Raw genomic sequence first — 22,907 nt, 5'->3', positions numbered from 1 at the left:
TTGGCGCTTCCGATACCTATTTGCTCACGATGATCCCTGCTTCTGCATCGGTCAACGAATGTTTCACGTGAAACATGTTCCGAGTCGACGCTTTAGCCTCTTTCAGTTCGTGCGCTGCCGATCGCCCTTTAGGCAAGAGGTAGCGTGTCGCCTTTGTGGAGAAGGGTGCGGATAAACGAAGGAGCTTTGGTAATGGAGCAAAGGCGCGTGCCGAAATGACCCATGCTTGAAAGGGCCGGACGCGCTCCAATCGATCCCCAAGAACCTCACAGTGATCGAGCGCAAGTTCGGACACACATCTCTGGAGAAACTCAACCCGGCGTCCCCGCGATTCCACCAATACTACAGGAAGTTGCGGGCGTAAGATCGCAATCACAAGGCCGGGCAAACCGGGCCCAGAACCAAGGTCAAGCCATGGACCAGGGGCGTGACTCCAGTCTTCTGGGGCACCGACATGCTCAAGCAACTGAGCGCTGTCGGCTATATGCCGCACCCATAGATTAGTCTCGCTCGGTTTGCTGATAAGGTTTTGCCGCTGGTTCTCATCGAGAAGTAACTCGGTGTAGCGCCCAAGGCGCTCTTGAGCCTCTTGATCGGCAAGGCCGTGCACATAATCCCGTGCATCAGTTTCCGTTGTTAGGATTTCCTGTCCAGTCACGCTGCGCTTTGCCACCGCCGTGCATGAACAAGGAGTGCAGACAACGCCGCAGGAGTGACCCCTGAAACACGGCCTGCCGCCGCCAGACTCACCGGAGCCGCCTGACTGAGTCGCTCTACCATCTCATTCGAGAGACCCGGAACCTGTTCATATGGAAAATCCGGGGCCAGAGCGAGTTCTTCGCTCGCCCTCAAATCGCGAAGTTCAGCCTCTTGACGCGCAAGGTAGGGAGCATAAGTCGCATCTTCAGCCATTTCTTCGATGAGGCTGGGTTCGATGTCTGAGAGTTCGCCGAGCCACGGGGCTAGTGTTTCAAGGGTGACTCCACCGTGACGAAGCCACTCTTCGACTGGCTTGTCTCCACCATCCCTGCGAACATTCAGACCAGCATCTGCCAACTCGCGTGAATGCACACGCTTGGCAAAGCCCTGCCCAACTGTTCCACGTGAAACACTGCGTGCCCTGAACCAATTTGCCCGCTCCTCGCCGACACAGCCCGCCTCCAGACCTAGCTCAGTCAACCGTGTGGAGGCATTGTTCGCACGTAAACGTAGGCGATACTCCGCTCGCGATGTGAGCATGCGATACGGCTCGCTAACACCTTGAAGCGTCAAATCATCGATCATGACCGCTATGTAGGAGTTTGCCCGGTCAAGACTGGGTGCATCCTTACCCAACGCCGCAGCAGCGGCCTCAAGTCCTGCCACAAGGCCCTGTGCAGCGGCCTCTTCGTAACCAGTCGTGCCGTTGATCTGACCAGCACAGTAGAGGCCAGGAATAGCTCTAAGCTGGAGATCGGGGGTCAGCGCCCGTGGATCGATATGATCATACTCCACCGCATAACCCGGCACTTCCATCTCAACTTCACCAAGACCAGGCATCGCACGCAGCATTTCGTGCTGAACATCAACTGGGAGTGAGGTGCTAATCCCATTGGGATAGATGAAATGAGTGTCGAGCCCCTCGGGCTCCAAGAAGATCTGATGCCCATCCCGGTCGCCAAAGCGGTGGATCTTATCCTCGATCGAAGGGCAATAGCGTGGCCCGGCGGCACCTATGGCACCAGAGAAGAGCGGAGAACGATGCAGATTCTCACGGATGATATCGTGAGAAGCCTGCGTGGTGCGTGTGATCCCACAGCATATCTGCTGATTGCAGCGCCCCCTAGAAATCGCCGACATGGTCCAACGCTCGTTGTCGGAATGTTGCTCATCCAGCTGAGACCAATCAATTGTCCGGCCATCAAGGCGCGGCGGCGTACCCGTCTTTAGGCGCGCCATGGGAAGCTCTGCACCGCGCAATTGCTCGGCCAGGCGACTAGCTGCGTTCTCTCCGATGCGCCCGCCTTCAAACCGTTCTTCACCGCGAAACAACACGCCACCAAGAAAAGTCCCGGTGCACAGGATAACCCGGCCAGCCTCAACAATTGTGCCATCGGCAAGTTCAAGACCCGCAACACGCCCGCCAACAAGCGAAAGTGCTGCGGCCTCTCCCTCGATAAGAGCCAGGTTCCCCTGTGCTTTGACAAGCCGCTGAACCTCCGCCTTGAATAGTTTGCGGTCCGCCTGGACCCGCGGCCCCCATACTGCGCTACCCTTTGAGCGGTTAAGCATGCGGTAGTGGATGGCACCGGCATCGGCAGCCCGCCCGATAATACCGTCGAGCGCATCGACCTCGCAAACCAAATGGCCCTTCCCGAGGCCACCTATTGCTGGATTGCAACTCATCGCTCCAATCGCTTCAAGATCGAAACTGATCAGCCCTGTACGAGCACCCATGCGAGCAGCTGCGCAAGCCGCCTCCACACCGGCGTGGCCGCCGCCTATCACAAGAACATCGAAGTTTTGCATAGGGCGCCAAATAGGCTCTCACCGTTGCTGCGTCAAAGCTGTTTCACGTGAAACATGCACTTGATACGGTCAAAAGACGCTACTTCCCGATACAAAAGCGGCCAAACAGTGCGTCAAGCATATCTTCCGTGGTAGAACGCCCAATCAAATGGTCGAAAGCGACCCGTGCGCTCCTCAGATCCTCACCGATAAGAAGCAAGTCGCTTTGGTTCGTTGCGGAAACCAGAGCCTCTCGCGCCTCGCTCAATCGTTCGTGCTGGCGTGCGTTGAGCGCCGCCTCACCCGGTTTTGGCAGAATATCCCGCGCAAGTTGGACCAAAGCATCTTTCAGATCAAAAATACCTGCACCAGTGGTTGCCGAGACCGTATGTCGGGCAGCGTTTTTTGGTGTGAAATCAGGGCTATCCATACGCGCGGCCACTTCCCAAGCCCTCTCAGGCCCTTCACCTTCAGGACCGAGCCACAAGATGCAATCACCCTTTGCCAGCTCACTGCGAGCTCGCTCAATACCGATTGTCTCGATTTCCTCAGCACCTTCCTCCCGAAGGCCCGCCGTGTCGACAAAAACGAAGGGCACACCCATGATCGCCACGCTGCGTTCGATTACATCGCGGGTTGTGCCAGCGATTGGCGATGTGATGGCCGCTTCACTCTCCACCAGAGCATTGAACAGGGTGGATTTCCCGGAATTTGGAGGTCCGGCAAGAACAACGCGGAATCCGTCTTTGAGACGCTCGGAGCGAGGCCGGGATAGCCATTCAATCAACGTTTCAGCCAGGGCGGAGATGCTTAAGGCCAATCCCTCGGGCAGTTCACTGACATCATCCTCATCCGAGAAATCAAGCGCCGCTTCTACCTGTGCCGAGAGTTGCAAGACAGTGTCACGCCATCTTTCGACCTTCCCCGACAGATTCCCGCTCGCATTGCTGATTGCCGCAGCCCGCTGAAGCTCAGTTTCCGCTTCAAGAAGATCGGCAAGTCCCTCTGCCTCCGCGAGGTCAATCCGACCATTGGCAAAACTTCGACGGGTGAATTCACCCTCTTGGGCCGGACGCACGCCGTCCATGCTGTCCAGTTCAGCGCAAACCGCCGCCAAAACCGCCCTGCCCCCGTGACAATGGAGTTCAGCCAGATCTTCACCCGTCGCCGTAGCGGGGCCAGGAAACCACAACAGCAGCGCCTCGTCGAGAATATCGCCGGAGGCGCCATAAAGCCGTCCCAAGGAGGCCCGGCGGGCCGGGATTTCACGGCGGGACAGGGTTTGTAACGCATGTCCAGCCTGTGGGCCGCTTATGCGGATAACACCAATGGCAGCGGGGGGCGAACCGCTTGAGACAGCAAAAATGGTCTGGGTGCCCGTATTCATGCTCAATTCGCTCTTATCCGGGCCGAGAAATCAATCGTCAGACTTGGATTTTGAGCGTGATGACCCCCCCGCGGCGCGCATTCCGCCTTCGACAAAGCTCTGGAACATCTTCAGTCCCATCTGTCCCATCGGAGCGAGTGCTTGAGCGTATTCTTGTAGTTGCGCAGGATTCTGGACCCCTTGCATCGCCTTGGTGATGTTGTCGACGTAGAGGTTGTTCGCTTCGCTAACGTCTGGGAGACCGAGAAACTCGCGCGCTTCCTGGGGTGTGCAATCGACTTCCACATTAATCTTCATCGCCATCTCCCTCTTTTCAAAGCGCTTCGTTAACCGCCTGAATTTTGGTTTGCATCAAACTCCAGGCAATGGCTAGGCTTGATTCTTCAGACAACGATCGGATGAATGTTCAGTATGACTCAACCTTCCTCAGCGCATTTGGGCCTTGAACACTGGCACGCGGTGATTTCAAGCGGGAGCTCAGTGGAAGCGCTCTCCGAAATTTTGCATGAAGACGTGGTGTTTCACTCCCCCGTCGTCCACACCCCTCAAATTGGACGCGCAATCACCACCGCCTATCTTTCAGCCGCGGGCAAGACGCTTGGAAACGACAGCTTTGAGTATTTGCGTGAGGTTGTGAGCGATCAGACCGCCGTACTTGAATTCCAGACCGAGATGGAAGGAATTCAAGTCAATGGAGTCGACATGATCACGTTCGATAGTGATGGAAAGATCATTGATTTCAAAGTGATGGTTCGACCATTGAAAGCTGTAAACAAGGTCTGGGAGATGATGGGAGCTCAGCTTAAGAAAGAGTGAGCTCGAGAGTAGGAGCCCAAGTTCAATTGAGCATCGCAAAATTCAGCACGATCTTGCGGATCGCCGGATTGATCAGGCTAGGCAATTCCTCTTCAAGCCTTTGTTGGCGCTGTTCAATCGCTTCGGTGATCGCAATGCGCTTCATGGCCCAATCAGGACAAACACGGTCGTCAACCTCGCCCTTGTGCAGGATCGCAACGCCGGCATGGCGGGGATCTGCTTCTATATTCTGCATAAGGCGATCAAGCGTATCTTTAGCGCCTTCCAAGAGCTGGAGGAAATTCCGGCCGTTATAGAGCAAAAGCCCTGTTACTTTCTGCGCAACGTTGTTTCGCGCGCAAACGGCAAGGATAGCTTCAACCTCCTCGCGGGAAAGGCCCTGCGCGGTGCTGATATAGACGTACTGACTTATCAAGCTTTGACCCCTCCCCGAGCCGTATGGCTTTTATTGATTCATCGTATCGAAGAAATCTTCATTTGTCTTGGAATCCTTCATCTTATCAAGGAGGAACTCCATCGCATCTACGGTGCCCATCTGCATAAGGATACGGCGCAGCACCCACATCTTGGACAGCTTGTCCTTCTCGACCAGCAGCTCTTCCTTACGGGTGCCCGACTTGCCCACATCGAGCGCGGGGAAGATACGTTTGTCAGAGACCTTGCGATCAAGAACGATTTCAGAATTACCCGTGCCTTTGAACTCTTCAAAGATAACTTCATCCATACGGCTTCCCGTATCGATCAGAGCGGTGGCGATAATCGAAAGCGAACCGCCCTCCTCAATGTTACGTGCCGCACCAAAGAAGCGCTTCGGCCGTTGGAGCGCATTGGCATCCACACCGCCTGTAAGCACCTTACCCGAGGATGGCACAACCGTGTTATAGGCGCGACCAAGGCGGGTGATAGAATCGAGTAGAATGACCACGTCATTCTTGTGCTCAACCAGGCGTTTGGCCTTTTCAATAACCATTTCAGCGACTTGAACGTGACGCGTTGCAGGCTCGTCAAAGGTTGAAGAGATCACCTCACCTTTCACGCTGCGCTGCATATCGGTGACTTCTTCCGGGCGTTCATCGACCAAAAGAACAAGCAGAAACACCTCTGGGTGGTTGTCCGTGATCGCCTTTGCGATGTTCTGTAGAAGAACCGTCTTACCCGTGCGCGGTGGAGCCACAATTAGGGCACGCTGGCCCTTCCCTTGCGGAGAAATGATGTCGATGACGCGAGCTGACTTGTCTTTAACCGTCGGATCAAGCGTATCGAGACTCAATTTCTCGGTTGGATAGAGCGCAGTGAGGTTATCAAAGTTGGTCCGCATGCGAACCGCGTCAGGCTCCTCAAAGTTTACCGTGCTCAGGCCGGTTAGCGCAAAATAGCGTTCACCGTCTTTCGGCGCGCGGATTTCACCTTCAACCGTGTCACCTGTACGAAGGCCCCATTTGCGGATCTGGTTGGGTGAAACATAGATATCGTCGGGCCCAGCAAGGTAATTCGCCTCTGGTGAGCGCAGAAAACCAAAGCCATCTTGCAACACTTCAATAGTGCCGATGCCCATGATCTTCTCTTCATATTCCTCATCCTCAGCAAGCTCGCGCAGGATCGAGAACATAAGGTCCTGACGGCGCATAGTTGACGCGCCTTCAACGCCAAGCTCTTCCGCCATGGCGACGAGATCAGCGGGGGTGCGTTCTTTTAAGTCTTTGAGATGCATGACTAATCAAATTCCAAGTTCAAAGGACGCGAAGGCACTGCTTTCGCGCCAGGGGAGAACCGGACATCAGTACCTCTTTGTGAAAGAGGCGCCTCGCCGCATTACAGCGGGCAAAGGCAGGGCTTGGAGAAAGCAGATTGGCCTCCTGCCGATTGCAGGTGACCTTCCGGTTGGTTGGCGCGCAAAATAGGGTCCGAACATGCCTTGGTCAATCCATGAATGATCAATCCCTGAACCTCACGGAAAAACAGTTACCTGCTCAGACCAGATAGAGGCGACCCACATAAAGGGTGACGATGATGAGAATGAGCAGAATTCCGGGAATTTCCCCCACCAAACGCAGTGTCTTCTCATCCAAGGGACGTTCCCCACGAGCCATCCTCTTCGTCTGTCCGACTAACCAACCGTGATAGGCTGTCAGAATGACCACAAGTGTGATTTTGATGTGGAGCCATCCTTGCGAGAACATGTCCATCGCAACTGCCTGCGTCAGACCCAATACCCAAACCACGATCATGCTCGGTGACAGGATGATTTTTCGCAAAAGGCCCATCCGGTGCGACCACTTGGCCTCTTCCTCGGACCCGGGCGCTGCATCGAGAATGTAAATGCATTGGCGCGGAAGCATGAAAAGGCCGGCGAGCCAGAACACCATGAAGATCACATGGCCGGCGGTGAGCCAAGGATAGATTGTCATTAGCACGTCTCGCATCCCGGTCAGCCTCTCAGAGCTTTCAAGAGCGTTTCAACATGCTCAATTGGGGTGAACTGGCCGATGCCGTGGCCAAGATTGAAGACATGAGGACGATCTTCGAATGCCTCGAGCACGGTCTGTATTCGTTTTGGCAGCGCATCACCGCCAGCTTCAACGAGGAGCGGATCGAGATTGCCTTGAACCGGCATTCCCTCAGGCAAAGCCGCGTTTGCCCAAGCGGGATCAAGCGATTCATCAAGCCCCACTGCGTCCACACCCGTCTCGCGTGCATAGGATGGTAGCTTTTCACCAGCCCCCTTTGGAAAGCCGATTACGGGCGTGTCGGGGTGGCTTTGCTTGATCGCTGCTGTAATCTTGGCATTGGGAGCAATCACCCAGCGTTCAAACTGATCCGGAGCAAGGCTGCCTGCCCAGCTGTCAAACAGCTGCACCGCCTCAGCACCTGCATCGATCTGCCCGCGCAGATACTCAACCGACACTTCGATAATCGCATCGCAGATCGCCTGCATCCGTTGAGGGTCTTGATACGCCAACAGCCGTGCTTTTCCCTGATCCTTGGAGCCTTCCCCGGCAATCATGTAAGTCGCGACTGTCCAAGGTGAGCCCACAAAGCCCAGCATCGTTACCTGATCAGAAATCTGAGCTCTGGTCCGGCGCACGGTTTCGTAAACCGGATCGAACCTTTCAAAGGTTGGCGTAAAGCTATGAAGCTCTGTCTCGAGCAGAGTTGGGCTGAGCTTCGGACCTTCGCCTGCAAGAAATTCCAACCCCTGCCCCATGGCATGAGGGACTATCAGAATATCCGAAAAGAGAATGGCTCCGTCAAAGCCGAACCGTTTTATCGGCTGCACCGTAATTTCAGCCGCCGCCTCGCTATCATAGACAAGCTCTAGAAAGCCGCCTTTCTCAGCACGAAGCTCGCGATATTCTGGAAGATATCGACCCGCTTGGCGCATAAGCCAAATAGGAGCGGTTTCTTGGCGGTGACCCTTCAGGGTTTCGAGCAATGGACCAGGCATGGCTCTTCTCTAAACAAATAAATTATAAATTTAAAAGGATTGATGGAGTCTGTTGGCCCTGTGGAAAGCGGGAATTACCGGTGTTTCCCCGGTCCGTTGGTTGAGGCCTGATGAGTTTTGCATTGGTGCGACTCCGCAAGCCCGCTGGGTCAAGCGAGAACTATCCCCAATCTTCCCAGCCTGTCGAGATTGGCTCTGCGATGTCTATAAATAGAAAGAGGAATTGCCAGTTAATGGGCAGGAATCTTTGTCCCATGCTTGTCGACGCTTCTCTCCCGTGGTTTATGCGCATGTCTGTCCACAAGCCAAATGAGCCTCCAGCGAATCATCTCATGAGCCGTTTGAATCTGCACCTTGTCTCGGATTCCACCGGTGAAACGCTCGAGATGATAGCCAAGGCTGCCATCGCTCAGTTTGATGATCCTGATGTCAGCAGACATTTCTGGCCGATGGTGCGCTCGCGCCAGCATCTGGATCGCATCGTTCCTGATTTGGCTGAGAACCCAGGTCTCGTGCTTTTTACGCTCGTCAATCCGGAGACGCGCAAGAGGTTGGAGGAGCATTGCAGGCATCTGGGTCTGCCAGCTGTGCCTGTACTCGATCAAGTCACGGCAGCGCTTGAATCGCAATTTGGTCAGGAAGCGCACGGTCGGCCTGGTCGACAGCACTCGATGGATGACGACTATTTCAAACGCGTCGATGCGATACAATACACTATTGCACACGATGACGGCATCGGACACGAAAACTGGGAGCAAGCCGATATCGTGCTTGCAGGCGTATCGCGCAGCTCCAAAACACCGACCAGCATCTACCTTGCTAACCGCGGATATAAGGTCGCAAATATCCCGCTTGTGCCCGAAAGTCCGCCACCAAAGGCTCTCTTTGGACTTCGCCACCCTTTGGTTGTCGGGCTTACCACTGCGCCCGAACGGCTGGTGCAGATCCGTCGTAATCGCCTTTTGTCGTTGAACGAAGGCACGGCGACCTCCTACGTCGACAATGACACGGTGAAGGACGAACTGCAATTTGCCCGCCGGATGTTTGCTGACAACGGCTGGCCGGTGATTGATGTCACTCGCCGTTCGATTGAGGAAAGCGCCGCGGCGATTATTCGGCTGGTGCAAGAGCGCCATCGTAAAGAGCGGCAAGTTGATGGTGTGAGCAAACCCATATGACCAATCTGATACTCGCTTCAAAATCGGCCTCGCGCCGGGCGATGCTCGATGCGGCCGGTGTTAGCTATAAGGCGGTTCCTGCTGATGTAGACGAGCGATCTATCGAGAAGAGCCTCGAAGGCACTGAACCAGCCGATATCGCCGAGGCGCTGAGCGTGGCAAAGGCCGCTGAAGTGGCCACGGCCCACCCCGGGGCACTGGTTTTGGGAAGCGATTCTCTCGTCGTTGTGCAAGGTAGTCGCTTTGATAAGCCGACATCGCGCGAAAATGCCGTCGAGCATCTCACCTTCTTCTCAGGCAAGGTGATCGAACTCCACAGCGCCGCCGCTTTGGTTCGCGATGGTGGGTGCGAATGGAGTCACACTGATTGTGCGAGGCTGAAAGTCCGCGATCTTTCGTCTGAGTTTATCGAACATTATCTTGAGCAAGAATGGCCAGAGATTGGCTTCACAGTGGGCTGTTTCAGGATTGAGGCGATGGGTGTGCAGCTGTTTGAGAGCATTAAAGGTGATCAGTTTACCGTTCTTGGTATGCCGCTTTTGCCCGTCTTGGGGGGACTGCGTGAACAAGGTGTGCTTCCCAAGTGACGCCGACAGCCCATGTAATTGGTGATCCCATTGCTCAGTCTAAATCACCGCTGATCCACGGGTTCTGGCTCGATAAGCTGGGCATTCCAGGAGTTTACGAAACGCGGCATGTCACCCGTGAGAATTTGTCTGATTATCTCCTCGAAATGCGCGAAAATCCTGACTGGGTCGGTTGCAATGTCACTATGCCGCACAAGCGCGCAGTCATGTACGAGATGTACGACGTGGATCATAAAGCCGAGGCGGCTGGAGCGGTAAACACTGTTCTTTCGCAGGAAGACGGGACACTTCTTGGCACCAACACTGATATCGATGGATTTCTCGAACCGCTTCGTGAAGAGTTGAAGAAGCAGCATTATTTTCGTATGGCCCGCATTATTGGGACCGGTGGCGCTGCCAGAGCGATTGTTTGGGCTTTGGCGGAAGAAGGTTTCACCCTCGTCTTGGCGGGTCGAAACCCTGATAAGGCACAAGCAATCCTTGATGGGCTAGCTCCCGATGGCGAACACCATGTGATTCATCTCGATCATTTCGCTGAGCCAACTGATTTTGCCTTTGATGATCGCGAAGGGTGCCTTGATCTGGTCGTGAATGCCTCGCCATTGGGAATGACAGGCAACCCTTCGCTCAAATTCGATTGGAGTCATGCACCGCCTGGCTCCATTGCTTATGATATTGTGACCAGCCCAGCGGACACGCCTTTCCTACAAGCGGCGCGTGCGGCGGGGCATGAGACCATCAACGGATTTGCCATGCTGATCGGCCAAGCTGCCTTTGCGTTTGAGAAGTTCTTCGGCGTTGCCCCTCCCCGCGAGCATGATGTCGAACTTATGGAGATGCTTACCCAATGAGTCGCCCTAAGATCATTGGCCTGACCGGCTCCATTGGCATGGGTAAATCGACCGTTGCCGCCATGTTTGAACGCGCGGGGATCCCGATTTTCGATGCCGATGCAGAGGTTCGAGCAATGCAGGGACCTCGAGGTGAGTTGATTCCCGCTATCGAAGCGGCTTTTCCCGGCTCAACCGGCGAAAAGGGTGTGAATCGTGAGGCGCTGGGCAAGCTTGTGTTTGCCGACAAAGAGAAACTCGCGAGGCTTGAGGCGATTGTGCACCCCGCAGTTGGCCGCAAACGCGCGCAGTTCCTTGAGAAACACGCTAATGCGCCGCTGATCCTATTCGATATTCCGCTCCTGTTTGAAGGCGGCGGTCATGCGCAGGTCGACCATGTTGTAGTCGTCTCTGCTCCCGCCGAGGTTCAACGCCAAAGGGTGCTCGCTCGTCCGGGCATGGCACCCGAGAAATTTGAACATGTTTTGGGGCTGCAAACACCCGATGCAGAAAAGCGCGAACTCGCAGATTACATTATCGATACCGGCGTGAGCCTTGAAGAAACCGAGGAACAGGTGCGTGCGCTCGTCGAGACGCTAATCGCACCGCTCTAGCCTCTTGCGCATTCTGGCACATGCGCCGATAGTCACCCAAATGCGCGAAGTAATTTTCGATACAGAGACGACAGGATTGGACCCCAAAACCGGGGATCGGATGGTCGAAATTGGCTGTGTTGAAATGGTCGACCGGGTCGAAACTGGTGAGACTTACCACGCCTATTACAATCCGGAGCGCGATATGCCTACTGCCGCTGAAGCGGTGCATGGCCTTTCGATAGACTTTCTCTCTGGCAAACCGCTGTTCTCCGAAACCGCAAGCGAACTGCTTGATTTTCTGGGCGATGCGCCTTTGGTTGCGCATAATGCCGGGTTCGATTTCGGCTTTTTGAACGCCGAACTTCAGCGAGTCGGCCGCGAGCCGATTTCGATGGATCGCATGGTCGATACGGTCGCGATTGCACGCAAGAAGCATCCTGGTGCCAAGCTTTCGCTCGATGCTCTATGTACCCGTTATGGTGTGGATCGAAGCCATCGGGTGAAGCATGGAGCTTTGCTCGACGCAGAGTTGCTCGCGCAGGTGTATGTTGAGCTTAAAGGCGGGCGGCAGATTGGCCTTGAGCTTGCAGCGGAGCCCGAATCGACCGATTCACAAGTCGATCCCTCCGCTCGTTTCGAATCAGCATCAGCACCGAAAACCAAATTGGCTCGAAGAGAGCCTCGACCACATTCGGCAAGCGCCGAAGAATTGGCGCGTCACGAAAAATTTGTCGCTGGAATAAAAGAGGCAATCTGGACGAGATGATTGCATGCTTCGATCAATCCAGTGCGGCCACCGGAAGAAAATAAACAGGAGGATGGGCGAGTATGGATATGCGAATTTCCGGGCATCAGGTGGAAACCGGTGCTGCGCTCCAGGAACACGCAACCGACCGGCTGGGTGGAATTGTCGAGAAGCACTTCGAGCGCGCTCTGTCCTCGCACGTGACCTTTGGCAAAGCCCCTGCTGGGGCTTTCCGCTGTGATATCGTAATGCATGTGATGCAAGGTCTTGTATTAAAGGCGCAAGGTCAGGCGCACGATGCACATCAGGCTCTCGATGACGCAGCGACCAAAATCGAAAAACAGCTGCGCCGATACAAACGCCGACTCAAAGATCACCACGAACGCGCTCTACATGTACGCGCTGAGGAGGAGGCAGCTTACACCATTTTCGCTTCCGAAGATGCAGTCGAAGAGGTGGTCGCAGAAGCACCCCCGGTGATAGCCGAGACCAGCGTCGATGTGCCCGAGAGCAGTGTTGCCGACGCTGTCATGATGCTCGATTTGCGCGACACGCCCGCACTATTTTTCAAAAACGCTGGAACTGGAAGGCATAATATGGTTTACCGCCGCGCCGATGGCTCGATCGGATGGGTTGAACCCAATTAGGACCGTGAAAATCTGGAGGCGGTAGAGAGCCACGAAGCTGTCAGAATGGTCCAATTCACAACGGAGAGAAAATAGGAACCGCGCCATAATTGCGGCACTATTTCCTATTAGTGACTTCTCAGAACACCCCCTTGGGATAGGGATCTTCAAGATTTCGGGATTTACATGGACGTTAATATTGCACTTGTTCCGGAAGCGATAGAGCTTGCTCGCGTCGAATCCAGCCACCAGATTTTGAGCCGTCTCTCTGTCATTTTCGCCTCAGAATATGGTCAGGATGCCCATGAGGTGCTCGAAGGGCTGGAGCAGCGCGAAGCGCTTGGCAGCACCGGCTTTGGGCGTGGCGTTGCCATTCCACATTGTCGCCTCGCCACCATTACGCGCCCTACCCTTGCGGTGCTCAAGCTTGATCAGCCAGTCGATTTCAAGGCCGCTGATGCCGTTCCAGTATCGCTTGTCTTTGGGTTGGTTTCGCCAGAAAATGCAGGTGCTACGCATCTCCATGCGCTGGCGGCGATCTCTCGTCTGATGCGCGATGAGAATATGCTCCATGCGCTGGCTGATGCGCCTGATTCAGAAGCAATTTTTGCTTTGCTGACCAATCAATTCCTGAGCCGCGATGCCGCCTGAGCAGACCGGGGCAGACCAGCATTATCGCGCGCTTGAGCGACTCTATGCCTCCGCGCCGGTAAACTCGCTGTTCGATTCCACACTTGCCATCACGGGTGAGGGTGTCTCGCGCCTGACATTCACGATATCTGAAGATGTCTATCACGCAGCGGGCGCCGCGCATGGCACGATCTATTTTAAGATGCTCGACGATGCGGCCTTCTATGCCGCAAACACTCTGGCCACAGACACGTTCTTGCTCACCACCAGTTTCAACCTCCACTTCACCAAACCTGTGCGCGGAGGCGAAGTGGTGGCAGAGGGTAAATGGGTCAGCGGTCGCCGGCGCGTTATGGTGGCTGAATCGCGGTTGGTCGATGCGGAAGGCGATGAAATCGGTCGAGGTACGGGTACTTTCATGCGTTCGCGCATTCCGCTCTCCAGCCTGCCTGGCTATGTAAGCTAAGGGCGCTCGATGAGCGAGCGGCTTCCGGCACATCTCGAAATCTCAAGCATGATTCGCCTTGCCGAAGCAAACGGTGGCTTCGCTATGGTGTTAGCCAAAGGCGAGCGCGATGCAGGCACTATCCTTATTGTAAGTATGTTTCGCGGGGCCGATATACGGCTTTACGAACGAATGCCGCAGTTGGACGGAACCCGGCCTTTCGTGCTCACGAAGTCACAAGGCTCTGAAAAACCATCAGAATTCGACGAGTATATTGCTCGTCGCCATTCCCAAGATCCCGACATCTGGGTTCTGGAGGTGGATATCGATGATCCAGAACGGTTCATCGCGCTTTTGCCCAAGTGATCACCCGTTAGCTTGACATAGTTTCGTTTGAGACTATTTGGCGCACAGCTTCCAGATGCGGAGGCCATCCGCAGAGCAATTCGGCTTAGTGAATGGCACGCAGACGGGGGGCAGCCGGCAGGCTTTTTGAACCACCTCTCAAACCCGCGACAAAATCGCACCTCCATGGTTCGTGCCTGTGTCTGTGCTCGCTCACCGCACAAAAAGTAGATGACAGTGAGTCGCAAGACTTATTCATACAGTGCAGTCGCCGTTGCCGCGATTGCCGGATTGAGTTTCTCGAGCGCCGATGGCGCTCAGGCTTTTGCTCAGGACCTTATCGCTGAAGGTGAAGTTGCCGAGAGCGGGGCCGAGCCTGTTGAGGTTGAAACGGTGGAAATCGTCCCTCAAGCCGCCTCCGAAAAAGAAATCACTTTTGTCACCAACGAAGTGGTTCAGCCGGTCGCTGGACCAGCGTCCCCGACCCCGGGTGATTCCGCATCCTTGGGTGAGCTCGTCTCAAGCATGGACAAGGATACTGACCTGACAGAGCAAATGCGTTGCCTGGCAGGCGCCGTCTATTTTGAGGCACGCGGTGAACCCCTTGCCGGTCAGCTTGCCGTGGCGGAGGTTGTGATCAACCGCTCACAAGATTCGCGTTGGCCGGCCAGCTATTGCGGCGTTGTTTATCAGCGTGCCCAATTCTCTTTTGTCCGCGGGGGCCGCATGCCTTCCATCAACACGTCGAAAGCGACCTGGCGGCGCGCAAAAGCGGTCGCGCAGATAGCCCATGACAACCTCTGGCAGTCAGAAGCCAGCAACGCGGTTTACTTTCATGCGAACTATGTCCGCCCGTCATGGAGCCGGAAAAAAACCCGCGTGGCCACGATTGACACACACGTTTTCTATCGCTGAGTTTCGCTCATGTTGATGGCTTAAGGCGCTGCCCTCTCCCCCGAGGGCGGGGTCCTTTTGTTTGCGGCTCAATCGCGGAGAATCGCCCAGGTTGGAGCGTGATCGCTCGCTTTCTCGCGCCCGCGATGATCGCGATCTACGCCCACTGCCTCGAGCCGATCTGCCAGCTCGGGTGTCAGCAGAACGTGATCAATGCGAAAGCCGTGATCGCGCTGCCATGCGCCTGCCTGATAATCCCAATAGGTCCACACACCGCCCCTCGGGTTCAATGTACGCACCGCGTCGGTCCAACCATCGGCGAGTAGCCGGTTGTAAGCGGCCCGCGATTCGGGTTGCATGAGCGCGTCTGAGGCCATGGCTTTGACAGCGTAAACATCGTCGTCTTCTGGAATAACATTGTAGTCACCCAGCACTGCTGCGGGCACTTCCTCAGTCCAGATTGCGTTCATGCGCGCGCGCAGCTTCTCCATCCAGGCGAGTTTGTAATCGAATTTGAGGCCCGGTTGCGGGTTGCCGTTCGGAAGGTAGATGCAAACAATTCGGACGGTGGAACCGTCTTTAGTGACATCAGCTTCGAGATAGCGGGACTGTTCACCTTCTCCCTCTTTGGGTCCATCGATCCCCAGCCCCCGCTGCACTTCGCTCAGTGAATAGCCCGCCTTGGCATCCACAAGGATTGCGACGCCGTTAAAGCTCTTTTGCCCGTGCCAGATCAAATGATAGCCAAGCGCTTCAAACTCGCTGGCGGGGAAGTCTTTGTCTTGGCTCTTGATTTCCTGAAGGCAAGCAACCGCTGGCCGCGTCTCTTCAAGCCATTCTTTCAGGCGGGGGAGGCGCGCTTTGACACCATTGATGTTGTAAGTGGCGATTTTCATGGCGTTACCAATGAAGGATCGCCGCCCCCACGTCTATCGCCTGCTCAGGATTATATGCCGAAGCTTGAGCCGCAGCCGCAACCAGCCGCTGCATTGGGGTTTTCGACACGGAATGCCGCACCACCCAAGGACTCGACGAAATCCACCACGCTTCCGCCAACCAGATCCAGGCTGACTGGATCGACAACCAACTTAACCCCGTCGGTTTCGCTAACAGTGTCATCGCCATCAGCACCGTCAGCGAGATCAAACTTATACTGGAAACCGGAGCATCCACCCCCCTCGACGGAAAGCCGCAAGATAGCAGGCTTGGTCTGCTTTTCCGCGATCCAAGCGACGCGCTTTGCGGCAGTAGGGGTGAGAGTCAGTGTTTCAGCCATGACACATATCTAAGTCTGGCGCAGGCATTCCTCAAGGGCGCGTATTTGCCTTAGGCCGTCTGAATATAATCTCGCAGCGCCGCTGCCTCGTGTTCGATTGAGTCGATCTTGTCTTTCACCAGATCTCCGATCGACACAAACGCAACCAGAGCCTCATTCTCGACCACTGGGAAATGGCGAAAGCGCCGCTTAGTCATCAAGGCTAGCGCGTCGTCAATCTTGGTCGAAGGTTCGATGGTGACCGCCGGGGACGTCATGATCCCCTCGACTGGCCCATCGAGACAGCCTTTTCCCTCATCAGCAAGGTGATAGACGATATCGCGCTCAGAAACGATCCCTACAACCTTGCCATCGCGCAAGACGGGGAGGGCACCAATCCGCTTGCCAGCGAGCATTGTGATCACCTGTTTGACGGGCGTGTTTACATCGCAAGAGATAATGTCTGATGATCTCCGTTCGCCAATGATTTTCGCAATTGTCATAGCCATTTCCTCTCGAGAAGAGCAAAATGCCATCAATTGCCCCAAAATGCGAGTCCGTCAGGGTTAAAACCTAAACCGCCAACAGCTCGTATCTTCCCCATTGCAAACTGTACCCCCGCGCCGCATGGAGCCCCAATGGTCAAGAAATCGCCCCTCGATGATCCCGAGAATGCTGCTCACGCCTGGGCACGGTTTCGGCAAATCATGCGGATTTTGCTGACTGTTACAGTATTGACCGTCGCGATCGCTGTGGGCCTATTGTACGCCTATAACGGTGCGATTTCAGTGCACTTCTACATCGCTGTCGCGTTGGGGATTAGTTTCACAATGCTGCTTGGCGGCGGATTGATGGGCCTTGTTTTCCTCTCAAACGGCACAGGTCATGACGAATCAGTCGACAATCGCCTGCCCAGCCGCGATGAGTTTTGGACACCAAAAGACGAGGACTAACAATCTCGCCTATCTTCTTGGGGTAGGTGCTTAGTCGCGCTTGCCGGCGATCCGCGCAATTTCGGCCTGCACCATTTTTTCGACCATGCCGGGCAGGTTCTTGTCGAGCCATTCTGCGAGCATTGGGCGCATCAATTCGCGGGTGAGTCCTTCCAGCGAGGTTTCACCCGAACGCACAATTTGCGGCTTCGCTCCGGGTTCTGCGAGCATCGCGAGGGCTGCGAGGTTTTCCTGCATCGCCCCTCGAGTTTCTTCCGCGATCAGCGGTTCATCTGCGTTCGCTGGTTCCTCAATAACATCAGCCAGCTCAAGTTCTGAAAGATCCAGAATCTCTTCTTCGGATGCCTCACCGGCATTTGATTCGGCGGCGCTGGTGGCAGGTTCTTCACTTCCAGCGCGTTTGCGGCGCTTGGCATCAGCTGCCATCGCCCGGCTGTCGCGTTCCATCACATTCTTGATCGACTCAAGAATCTCTTCGACCGAAGGTTCGCCGCTCTTAGCCAAGGAATTGCCCCATTCACACGTTAACTATTACGAATCGCGTCTCAGGGTGCTTCGCTAGGTCCCAAGACCGGACCAATGAAGGCTTCAGCGGCTTCAATGTCAACGGTTCTGGTTGATTTTGGTTCAGGTTCTGGATCGCGGTCCCAATCCCAGGTCTTTCCACGCACCCGTTCGTAGTTGAGTTGAGGATCGTAGAGTGGACCGCCGGTGTCCAGATTGAGGTCGCGCGCTTCTGCGCGGCCCATTGCAGCAAGCAGAGTGAACCCTGCAACATAGGCATTGCGTCGCGCGGTCACGAGATTGGCTCTTGCTGAGAGGAGCTCTTGCTCCGCGTTGAGTACATCAATTATTGTGCGATTGCCGATGGAATTCTCGGCCCGAACACCTTCGAGGCTGACCTCCGCCGCATCCACGGCGGCTTTTGAGCTTTCGATCACTGCATTTGAGGCTTGCCAGTTTTCATAGGCGGTGCGGGTCTGCTGAATCACATCGCGTTCAGCGGCAATCACCTGCTCCAGAGCCGCGGTCTCACGCGCGCCTGCTTGGCGCTGCCGCGCTGCCGTCAGGCCGCCCTGAAAGATCGGAATGGTGAGCCGTACACCCGCATTGGCCGTGGTTTCGCTTTGTGCAAACTGTGCGGCAACCGGACCGCCCAGAGTGCCAAAGAAGTTGCTGTAGTCCCCATTGGCAAACAGGCCAATTGTTGGGAGTCGACCAGCGCCTGCGACTTCGGTGTCATATCCAGCCGCTTCGGCACGCTCCTTGGCAGCGATCAAATCGGGATTGTTCTGCAGCGCAGTCACGACGGCCATGCCGACTGTCTCTGGAAGCCCTGGCAATGGGGGGGGAGCTTGCAGATCCATCGGTGCACGGCCAACGAGCTCAATATACGCTTCACGCGCGCCAACCTGGTTTGCATAGGCGGTGCGCAAATCGCCTTGTGCCACGGCCAGTCTTGAGCCGGCCTGTGCCACATCGGTGCGCGTCAAATCGCCAATCTCGAACCGGTCGCTGGTCGATTGAAAGGTGACTTCGAGAACCTCGACCTGGTTGGCAGCGAGCTCCGTCAACGCCTCAGTGCGCAGAACATCCATATAAGCAGCGACTGCCTGGCTGAAAATTGCACTTTCCGTCCCGCGCAAGTCGGCTTGACCAGCCGACACACGTTCTTTTGCAGCACGAATGCCATTGCGCACTGCACCGCCAGAATAGACGGGCACCTGAAGCAGGCCATTTACGCCAAGATTGCGCTCTGGAGCATTAAAGGAGTTCGCGGATTGCCGAAGAAACTCGATGTGAGTCGCTGTGACCGTCGCGCTTGGAAGGCCTGGCGCGCGCTGGATCGGAACGTCTTCGTCAACCGCCCGCTGGTTGGCGCGCGCGCCTTCAATTGTCGGGTTGGTGTTGTAAACCGAAACCAGAGCGTCGCGCAGGGTTTCAGCCTGCGCAGTGCCCGCACTCAAAGCTAAAGCTGCGACGCTTGTGCAGGTGACAGCCCTCAGAGCCCAATAGGAGCGCGGGAGAAATTTCACGAAAAAGTCCATTCTGTGGGTTGGTCGAAGGCGTGCAAGATAGGGATTCCAAGATCCTCAACCGGCTCAAGTGAAAGGTGTCCGGCGATCTTGCGTCCCGAAGCCAACCGCGTGACCCCGCGCAAAAGCAGTCCAGAGACAATCTTTCCCTCTTCCTCCAGAGCATCGGTGAGGGATTGAGAAAGCTCTTCGATTGCACCATCGACAACGATCAGTGAATAAGTGCCCTTGAGCTTCGACCCTTCGACGGCATCTTCTGCGGAGATCACAGTTAGGTCGGAGACAAGCGGTCGCAGCAATTCAGCGAGATAACCCGTGCCGCCTTCGACGACCAAAGCACGGTCCGATGCGCTGGGTGCGGCTTCGAGCAAGAGCTTGCCGTAAAACAATGGTGAAGCAAGGTGCGCGCCCGCATCGATAGCAATCGCGCGGTCAATGTAGGCAAGGCTCGCCTTATCTTCGGGCAGGAACGCCTCGCGCGGAACGACATTCATCCGCGCCAGCACAAATTCTTCATTCACTCCGCTTGTGCGCAACTGGCTGTCGATCATGGCTTTGCGCGCGGTTTGGGTGGTGGTGGTCTCGTTGAGAGTCATTGTCCTATCGCTCATTATGCCCTTGGGGTACTGTATTATTCTTGTAATACAGTTCGTCAACCCTTCCTAGACCTCGCAGGTGAGACTTCCAAGTCAATAGGACAAACGACACTAGCTTCCCTTTGACCTGTCGCAGTTTCGCGTCATATGGAGCGCTTCTTAGCAATGGGGTTTCGGACACCGAGACACCGGATCGACCGAAGAATGGAGGCTTTCGATGAGTGACATGGGCAAATCTGGCGATGAGCGCGCCGTTCACAATAATGGATCAATCTTCGGGGCAACCGGCGAAGTGCGGATCGAGACGGACTCGCTGGGTGAAGTGGCGGTCCCAATTGACGCACATTGGGGCGCGCAATCGCAACGCAGTCTCTACAACTTTGCCATCGGTACCGAGACCATGCCCGCACCGCTGGTGAGGGCTCTTGGCATCCAGAAACAGTCCTCTGCCAAGGCCAATATGGAGCTGGGCGTGCTTTCTGCGGAGTTGGGCAATGCAATCGTCGCAGCAGCTGGCGAGGTGATCGACGGCACGCTTGCCGACCAATTTCCACTCAGCGTATGGCAGACGGGTTCAGGCACACAATCCAATATGAATGCCAATGAGGTGATTGCGAGCCGCGCGAACCAAATCCTTACCGGCGTTCATGGTGGCAAGGAGCCGGTGCACCCCAACGATCACTGCAATATGGGGCAAAGCTCGAATGACACCTTCCCAACAGCGATGCATATTGCGGCCGGTTGTGAGACTATTGAGCAGCTGATCCCGGCGCTTCAGCATCTTCACGGCGCGCTGGATGAAAAGGCAAAGGCTTACGCCGATATCGTCAAGATTGGACGCACGCACTTGCAGGATGCGACCCCGCTGACATTGGGCCAGGAGTTTTCAGGTTATGCGAAGCAGGTCGAATATTCGATCGCGCGGCTTGAAAACGCTTTGCCTCGAGTGCTTGAGCTTGCTCAGGGCGGGACGGCAGTGGGCACAGGGATCAATTCCAAAGCTGGCTTTGCGGAGAAATTTGCCGCTCAAGTTGCCGATGCAACGGGCCACGCCTTTGTTACGGCTCCCAATAAGTTTGAGGCCTTGGCAGCGCATGATGCATTGGTGGAGCTGGCTGGCGCGCTCAATTCTACCGCAGTGAGTCTGATGAAAGTCGCCAATGATATTCGCCTTCTTGGCTCCGGTCCGCGCTCGGGTCTTGGTGAGATTGCTCTTCCCGCCAATGAGCCTGGATCTTCGATCATGCCGGGCAAGGTGAACCCCACCCAATGCGAGGCGCTCACTATGGTTTGCGCTCAGGTGATGGGGAATGCAACGACGGTTAGCGTTGCAGGCTCACACGGGCATTTGGAGCTTAATGTCTTCAAGCCTGTGATGATCTACAATGTGCTGCAATCGGTGCGTCTCTTGTCTGATGCTTCGCGCAGCTTCGCGGACAATTGTGTGGTCGGGGTCGAAGCCAATATGGGGCGCATCGACCAGCTGATGAACGAAAGCCTCATGCTGGTGACCGCGCTGAACCCTCACATCGGCTATGACAATGCAGCCAAGATCGCCAAGAAAGCGCATGCCGACGGATCCACTTTGAAGGAAGCCGCATTGGAGTTGGAGCTGCTTACCGAAGAGCAGTTTGCTCAGTGGGTGGTGCCGGTCGATATGATCAAACCAAGGGATTGATCGACCCACCAGTTAAGATACAAGCAGTTGAACCCTCGTTGAACGCATCGCTGCATTCGACCAAGTGACTTCTGAGCCCGACCACCGGTTGGCTCTTTCATGCTCAAGCGGCTATTCCGCACAGCCAATATGGATTTAAGTCGAACTCCCGAAGCGCCCGATAAAGAGGGCATGATTAGCGTTCCGTTTCGATCGGTTCTGCTGTCGATGCTGATTTTGTGGGGGGCATACTTCCTCCTAATCACTCTGCGCAGCTATGTTTTTGAACTTGATATGCAGGTTGAGATGGCGGGGCGGCGCTTCCTTGTCACTCTGGCAGGCATTGGCCTCACAATGGTTTTGTGGGCGTTCCTGCGCCTCGTCGATCGGCAGGCCCTTTGGATCAAAATCGGCGCTGCGAGCCTGTTCGCGATCCCGGTTGCGATTGCCATTGGTCAGATCAACCATTTTGCGTTCAAGGATGTTCAGGTCAAACTGGAACAGAAGTTTGCCGAAGAACGCGGTTTTCGTTTCGATGACGAGGGCAACCTTCTATTTGATCTTCCCGAAGGTACCGCCGTTCCGGCACCTGGGCCTGATGGTTCGGGCTCAATCAATCAGACTGAATCACTGCTGATCGCGTCGGCCGATCTTACAAGGGGCACTTGGCGTTCGGTGCTAGAGATTGCGCTTGGGCGTTACTTCCTCCTGCTTGCCTGGGCATCGACTTATTTTGCGCTGCTTGCTGGCACGCAGGCACGCACGGCGGAGCGGCGCGAGCAAAAGTTTCGCTCAGCCGCAAAAGCGGCCGAATTGCGCAGCTTGCGTTATCAAGTGAACCCGCATTTCCTGTTTAACACGCTAAACTCACTCTCGGCGCTGGTGATGACAGGTAAGGCAGAGCAAGCTGAGCGAATGATTCAGACCATCAGTCGCTTCTACCGCCACAGCCTTGCAGACGAACCCACCAGCGATGTGACGCTTAAAGATGAGTTTGATCTTCAGAAACTCTACCTCGATATCGAGGCGGTGCGTTTTCCCGAGCGGTTGAAGCCAGTATTTGACCTTCCCGAAGATTTAGAAGAAGCGCGCGTCCCAGGCATGATCCTTCAGCCCCTGGTTGAAAACTCAGTCAAATATGCAGTCTCAACAGTGACGCGACCCATCACGATCAATGTGGCTGCCCACGAAGAGTTTGATCGGCTGGTCATCACAATCAGCGATGATGGTCCCGGCGTTCCAGAGGGATCGCCGCATGGATTTGGAATTGGTCTTGCAAATGTAAGTGACCGGTTGGAAGCCCGCTTTGGTTCGGATATTGGATTTACCTCAACCCCTATCCCGGGTGGATATCGAACGGAGATTCGTATTCCCCTTACCAAACCAAGAAAGAGGTGAC

General features: G+C 55.4%; 28 protein-coding genes. 14 read left to right on the top strand and 14 right to left on the bottom strand.

What is annotated here, in order from left to right; all coding sequences use genetic code 11:
* Window positions 1–16: 16 nt before the first annotated feature.
* From rsmG to Q0778_RS09685, 4 genes are all read right to left on the bottom strand, one after another.
* Window positions 17–658 carry a 16S rRNA (guanine(527)-N(7))-methyltransferase RsmG gene (rsmG, locus tag Q0778_RS09700; protein ID WP_298306458.1) on the bottom strand — a complete coding sequence of 214 codons (642 nt, stop codon included), beginning with the start codon at window positions 656–658 and terminating at the stop codon, window positions 17–19.
* Window positions 655–2,508 (bottom strand): tRNA uridine-5-carboxymethylaminomethyl(34) synthesis enzyme MnmG, encoded by a 1,854-nt coding sequence (gene mnmG / locus Q0778_RS09695; protein WP_298335725.1) that lies wholly within the window; start codon window positions 2,506–2,508, stop codon window positions 655–657. The genes rsmG and mnmG overlap by 4 nt, the downstream gene beginning before the upstream one ends.
* A 79-nt stretch (window positions 2,509–2,587) precedes the next feature.
* Window positions 2,588–3,874, bottom strand: a complete 1,287-nt coding sequence (gene mnmE, locus Q0778_RS09690; RefSeq protein WP_298335723.1) for a tRNA uridine-5-carboxymethylaminomethyl(34) synthesis GTPase MnmE — start codon at window positions 3,872–3,874, stop codon at window positions 2,588–2,590.
* Window positions 3,875–3,904: 30 nt separating this feature from the next.
* A complete protein-coding gene (locus tag Q0778_RS09685) occupies window positions 3,905–4,171 on the bottom strand; it encodes a DUF6489 family protein (protein WP_298306467.1) in 267 nt (88 codons plus the stop codon).
* Window positions 4,172–4,285: 114 nt separating this feature from the next.
* Here Q0778_RS09685 and Q0778_RS09680 point away from each other — a divergent pair, with 114 nt between their 5' ends.
* A complete protein-coding gene (locus tag Q0778_RS09680; RefSeq protein WP_298335722.1) occupies window positions 4,286–4,690 on the top strand; it encodes a nuclear transport factor 2 family protein in 405 nt (134 codons plus the stop codon).
* A gap of 22 nt (window positions 4,691–4,712) precedes the next feature.
* Here Q0778_RS09680 and Q0778_RS09675 read toward each other — a convergent pair whose 3' ends face one another.
* The 4 genes from Q0778_RS09675 to hemE all read right to left on the bottom strand — a co-directional run bounded on the left by Q0778_RS09675 (window position 4,713) and on the right by hemE (window position 8,135).
* The gene (locus Q0778_RS09675) at window positions 4,713–5,105 is read right to left on the bottom strand and encodes a BLUF domain-containing protein (RefSeq protein ID WP_298335720.1); all 393 of its coding nucleotides are present in this window, start codon (window positions 5,103–5,105) and stop codon (window positions 4,713–4,715) included.
* Window positions 5,106–5,135: 30 nt separating this feature from the next.
* Window positions 5,136–6,401, bottom strand: coding sequence for a transcription termination factor Rho (gene rho, locus Q0778_RS09670; protein WP_298306476.1), 1,266 nt, complete (start codon window positions 6,399–6,401; stop codon window positions 5,136–5,138).
* A gap of 259 nt (window positions 6,402–6,660) precedes the next feature.
* Window positions 6,661–7,113, bottom strand: coding sequence for a CopD family protein (locus tag Q0778_RS09665; RefSeq protein WP_298306479.1), 453 nt, complete (start codon window positions 7,111–7,113; stop codon window positions 6,661–6,663).
* 5 nt (window positions 7,114–7,118) lie between these two features.
* Window positions 7,119–8,135, bottom strand: a complete 1,017-nt coding sequence (gene hemE / locus Q0778_RS09660; protein ID WP_298335718.1) for a uroporphyrinogen decarboxylase — start codon at window positions 8,133–8,135, stop codon at window positions 7,119–7,121.
* Between the two features lie 332 nt (window positions 8,136–8,467).
* Here hemE and Q0778_RS09655 point away from each other — a divergent pair, with 332 nt between their 5' ends.
* The 10 genes from Q0778_RS09655 to Q0778_RS09610 all read left to right on the top strand — a co-directional run bounded on the left by Q0778_RS09655 (window position 8,468) and on the right by Q0778_RS09610 (window position 15,032).
* Complete coding sequence (locus Q0778_RS09655; protein ID WP_298306486.1) at window positions 8,468–9,313, top strand: pyruvate, water dikinase regulatory protein; 846 nt, start codon at window positions 8,468–8,470, stop codon at window positions 9,311–9,313.
* Entirely contained in the window at window positions 9,310–9,900 is a 591-nt protein-coding gene (locus Q0778_RS09650) for a Maf family nucleotide pyrophosphatase (protein ID WP_298306489.1), read from the top strand. Before Q0778_RS09655 ends, Q0778_RS09650 begins: the two co-directional genes overlap by 4 nt.
* A complete protein-coding gene (locus Q0778_RS09645) occupies window positions 9,897–10,751 on the top strand; it encodes a shikimate dehydrogenase (protein WP_298335715.1) in 855 nt (284 codons plus the stop codon). Before Q0778_RS09650 ends, Q0778_RS09645 begins: the two co-directional genes overlap by 4 nt.
* Window positions 10,748–11,344 (top strand): dephospho-CoA kinase, encoded by a 597-nt coding sequence (coaE, locus tag Q0778_RS09640; protein ID WP_298335713.1) that lies wholly within the window; start codon window positions 10,748–10,750, stop codon window positions 11,342–11,344. The genes Q0778_RS09645 and coaE overlap by 4 nt, the downstream gene beginning before the upstream one ends.
* A gap of 40 nt (window positions 11,345–11,384) precedes the next feature.
* Window positions 11,385–12,092, top strand: a complete 708-nt coding sequence (dnaQ, locus tag Q0778_RS09635; protein WP_298306497.1) for a DNA polymerase III subunit epsilon — start codon at window positions 11,385–11,387, stop codon at window positions 12,090–12,092.
* A 62-nt stretch (window positions 12,093–12,154) separates the two neighbouring features.
* Window positions 12,155–12,718 (top strand): ribosome-associated translation inhibitor RaiA, encoded by a 564-nt coding sequence (gene raiA / locus Q0778_RS09630; RefSeq protein ID WP_298306500.1) that lies wholly within the window; start codon window positions 12,155–12,157, stop codon window positions 12,716–12,718.
* A gap of 165 nt (window positions 12,719–12,883) precedes the next feature.
* The gene (locus Q0778_RS09625) at window positions 12,884–13,348 is read left to right on the top strand and encodes a PTS sugar transporter subunit IIA (RefSeq protein ID WP_298306503.1); all 465 of its coding nucleotides are present in this window, start codon (window positions 12,884–12,886) and stop codon (window positions 13,346–13,348) included.
* Window positions 13,338–13,793: a PaaI family thioesterase gene (locus Q0778_RS09620; protein WP_298306508.1), complete on the top strand. Its 456-nt coding sequence runs from the start codon at window positions 13,338–13,340 to the stop codon at window positions 13,791–13,793. The genes Q0778_RS09625 and Q0778_RS09620 overlap by 11 nt, the downstream gene beginning before the upstream one ends.
* A gap of 9 nt (window positions 13,794–13,802) precedes the next feature.
* Window positions 13,803–14,138 (top strand): DUF1491 family protein, encoded by a 336-nt coding sequence (locus Q0778_RS09615; RefSeq protein ID WP_298306511.1) that lies wholly within the window; start codon window positions 13,803–13,805, stop codon window positions 14,136–14,138.
* 210 nt (window positions 14,139–14,348) lie between these two features.
* On the top strand, window positions 14,349–15,032 hold the full coding sequence (locus Q0778_RS09610) for a cell wall hydrolase (protein WP_298306514.1): 684 nt from the start codon (window positions 14,349–14,351) through the stop codon (window positions 15,030–15,032).
* 68 nt (window positions 15,033–15,100) lie between these two features.
* Here Q0778_RS09610 and xth read toward each other — a convergent pair whose 3' ends face one another.
* Genes xth through Q0778_RS09595 form a run of 3 tightly spaced genes read right to left on the bottom strand, consistent with a single transcriptional unit; the run spans window position 15,101 to window position 16,769 of the window.
* Window positions 15,101–15,907 carry an exodeoxyribonuclease III gene (gene xth, locus Q0778_RS09605; protein ID WP_298335711.1) on the bottom strand — a complete coding sequence of 269 codons (807 nt, stop codon included), beginning with the start codon at window positions 15,905–15,907 and terminating at the stop codon, window positions 15,101–15,103.
* A 50-nt stretch (window positions 15,908–15,957) separates the two neighbouring features.
* Window positions 15,958–16,287 carry an iron-sulfur cluster insertion protein ErpA gene (gene erpA / locus Q0778_RS09600; RefSeq protein ID WP_298306520.1) on the bottom strand — a complete coding sequence of 110 codons (330 nt, stop codon included), beginning with the start codon at window positions 16,285–16,287 and terminating at the stop codon, window positions 15,958–15,960.
* Between the two features lie 50 nt (window positions 16,288–16,337).
* Window positions 16,338–16,769, bottom strand: coding sequence for a CBS domain-containing protein (locus Q0778_RS09595; protein WP_298306523.1), 432 nt, complete (start codon window positions 16,767–16,769; stop codon window positions 16,338–16,340).
* A 135-nt stretch (window positions 16,770–16,904) separates the two neighbouring features.
* Between Q0778_RS09595 and Q0778_RS09590 the strand changes: the two genes are divergently transcribed.
* Window positions 16,905–17,219, top strand: coding sequence for a hypothetical protein (locus Q0778_RS09590; RefSeq protein ID WP_298306526.1), 315 nt, complete (start codon window positions 16,905–16,907; stop codon window positions 17,217–17,219).
* A gap of 30 nt (window positions 17,220–17,249) precedes the next feature.
* Here the strand turns inward: Q0778_RS09590 and Q0778_RS09585 are convergent, their stop codons facing one another.
* Genes Q0778_RS09585 through Q0778_RS09575 form a run of 3 tightly spaced genes read right to left on the bottom strand, consistent with a single transcriptional unit; the run spans window position 17,250 to window position 19,851 of the window.
* Window positions 17,250–17,723, bottom strand: a complete 474-nt coding sequence (locus Q0778_RS09585; RefSeq protein ID WP_298306529.1) for a DUF2497 domain-containing protein — start codon at window positions 17,721–17,723, stop codon at window positions 17,250–17,252.
* 41 nt (window positions 17,724–17,764) lie between these two features.
* Window positions 17,765–19,225 carry a TolC family outer membrane protein gene (locus Q0778_RS09580; protein ID WP_298336152.1) on the bottom strand — a complete coding sequence of 487 codons (1,461 nt, stop codon included), beginning with the start codon at window positions 19,223–19,225 and terminating at the stop codon, window positions 17,765–17,767.
* 26 nt (window positions 19,226–19,251) lie between these two features.
* Entirely contained in the window at window positions 19,252–19,851 is a 600-nt protein-coding gene (locus tag Q0778_RS09575; RefSeq protein WP_298335709.1) for a protein-L-isoaspartate O-methyltransferase, read from the bottom strand.
* A 217-nt stretch (window positions 19,852–20,068) separates the two neighbouring features.
* Between Q0778_RS09575 and fumC the strand changes: the two genes are divergently transcribed.
* Window positions 20,069–21,529 carry a class II fumarate hydratase gene (gene fumC, locus Q0778_RS09570; RefSeq protein ID WP_298335707.1) on the top strand — a complete coding sequence of 487 codons (1,461 nt, stop codon included), beginning with the start codon at window positions 20,069–20,071 and terminating at the stop codon, window positions 21,527–21,529.
* Window positions 21,530–21,658: 129 nt separating this feature from the next.
* The gene (locus Q0778_RS09565) at window positions 21,659–22,906 is read left to right on the top strand and encodes a histidine kinase (RefSeq protein WP_298335705.1); all 1,248 of its coding nucleotides are present in this window, start codon (window positions 21,659–21,661) and stop codon (window positions 22,904–22,906) included.
* The last annotated feature ends 1 nt before the right edge of the window (window position 22,907 follow it).

Origin of the sequence: uncultured Erythrobacter sp. (assembly GCF_947502395.1) — a bacterium.
Classification (GTDB): Bacteria; Pseudomonadota; Alphaproteobacteria; order Sphingomonadales; family Sphingomonadaceae; genus Erythrobacter.
This window is presented reverse-complemented; position numbering and strand designations above follow the sequence as displayed.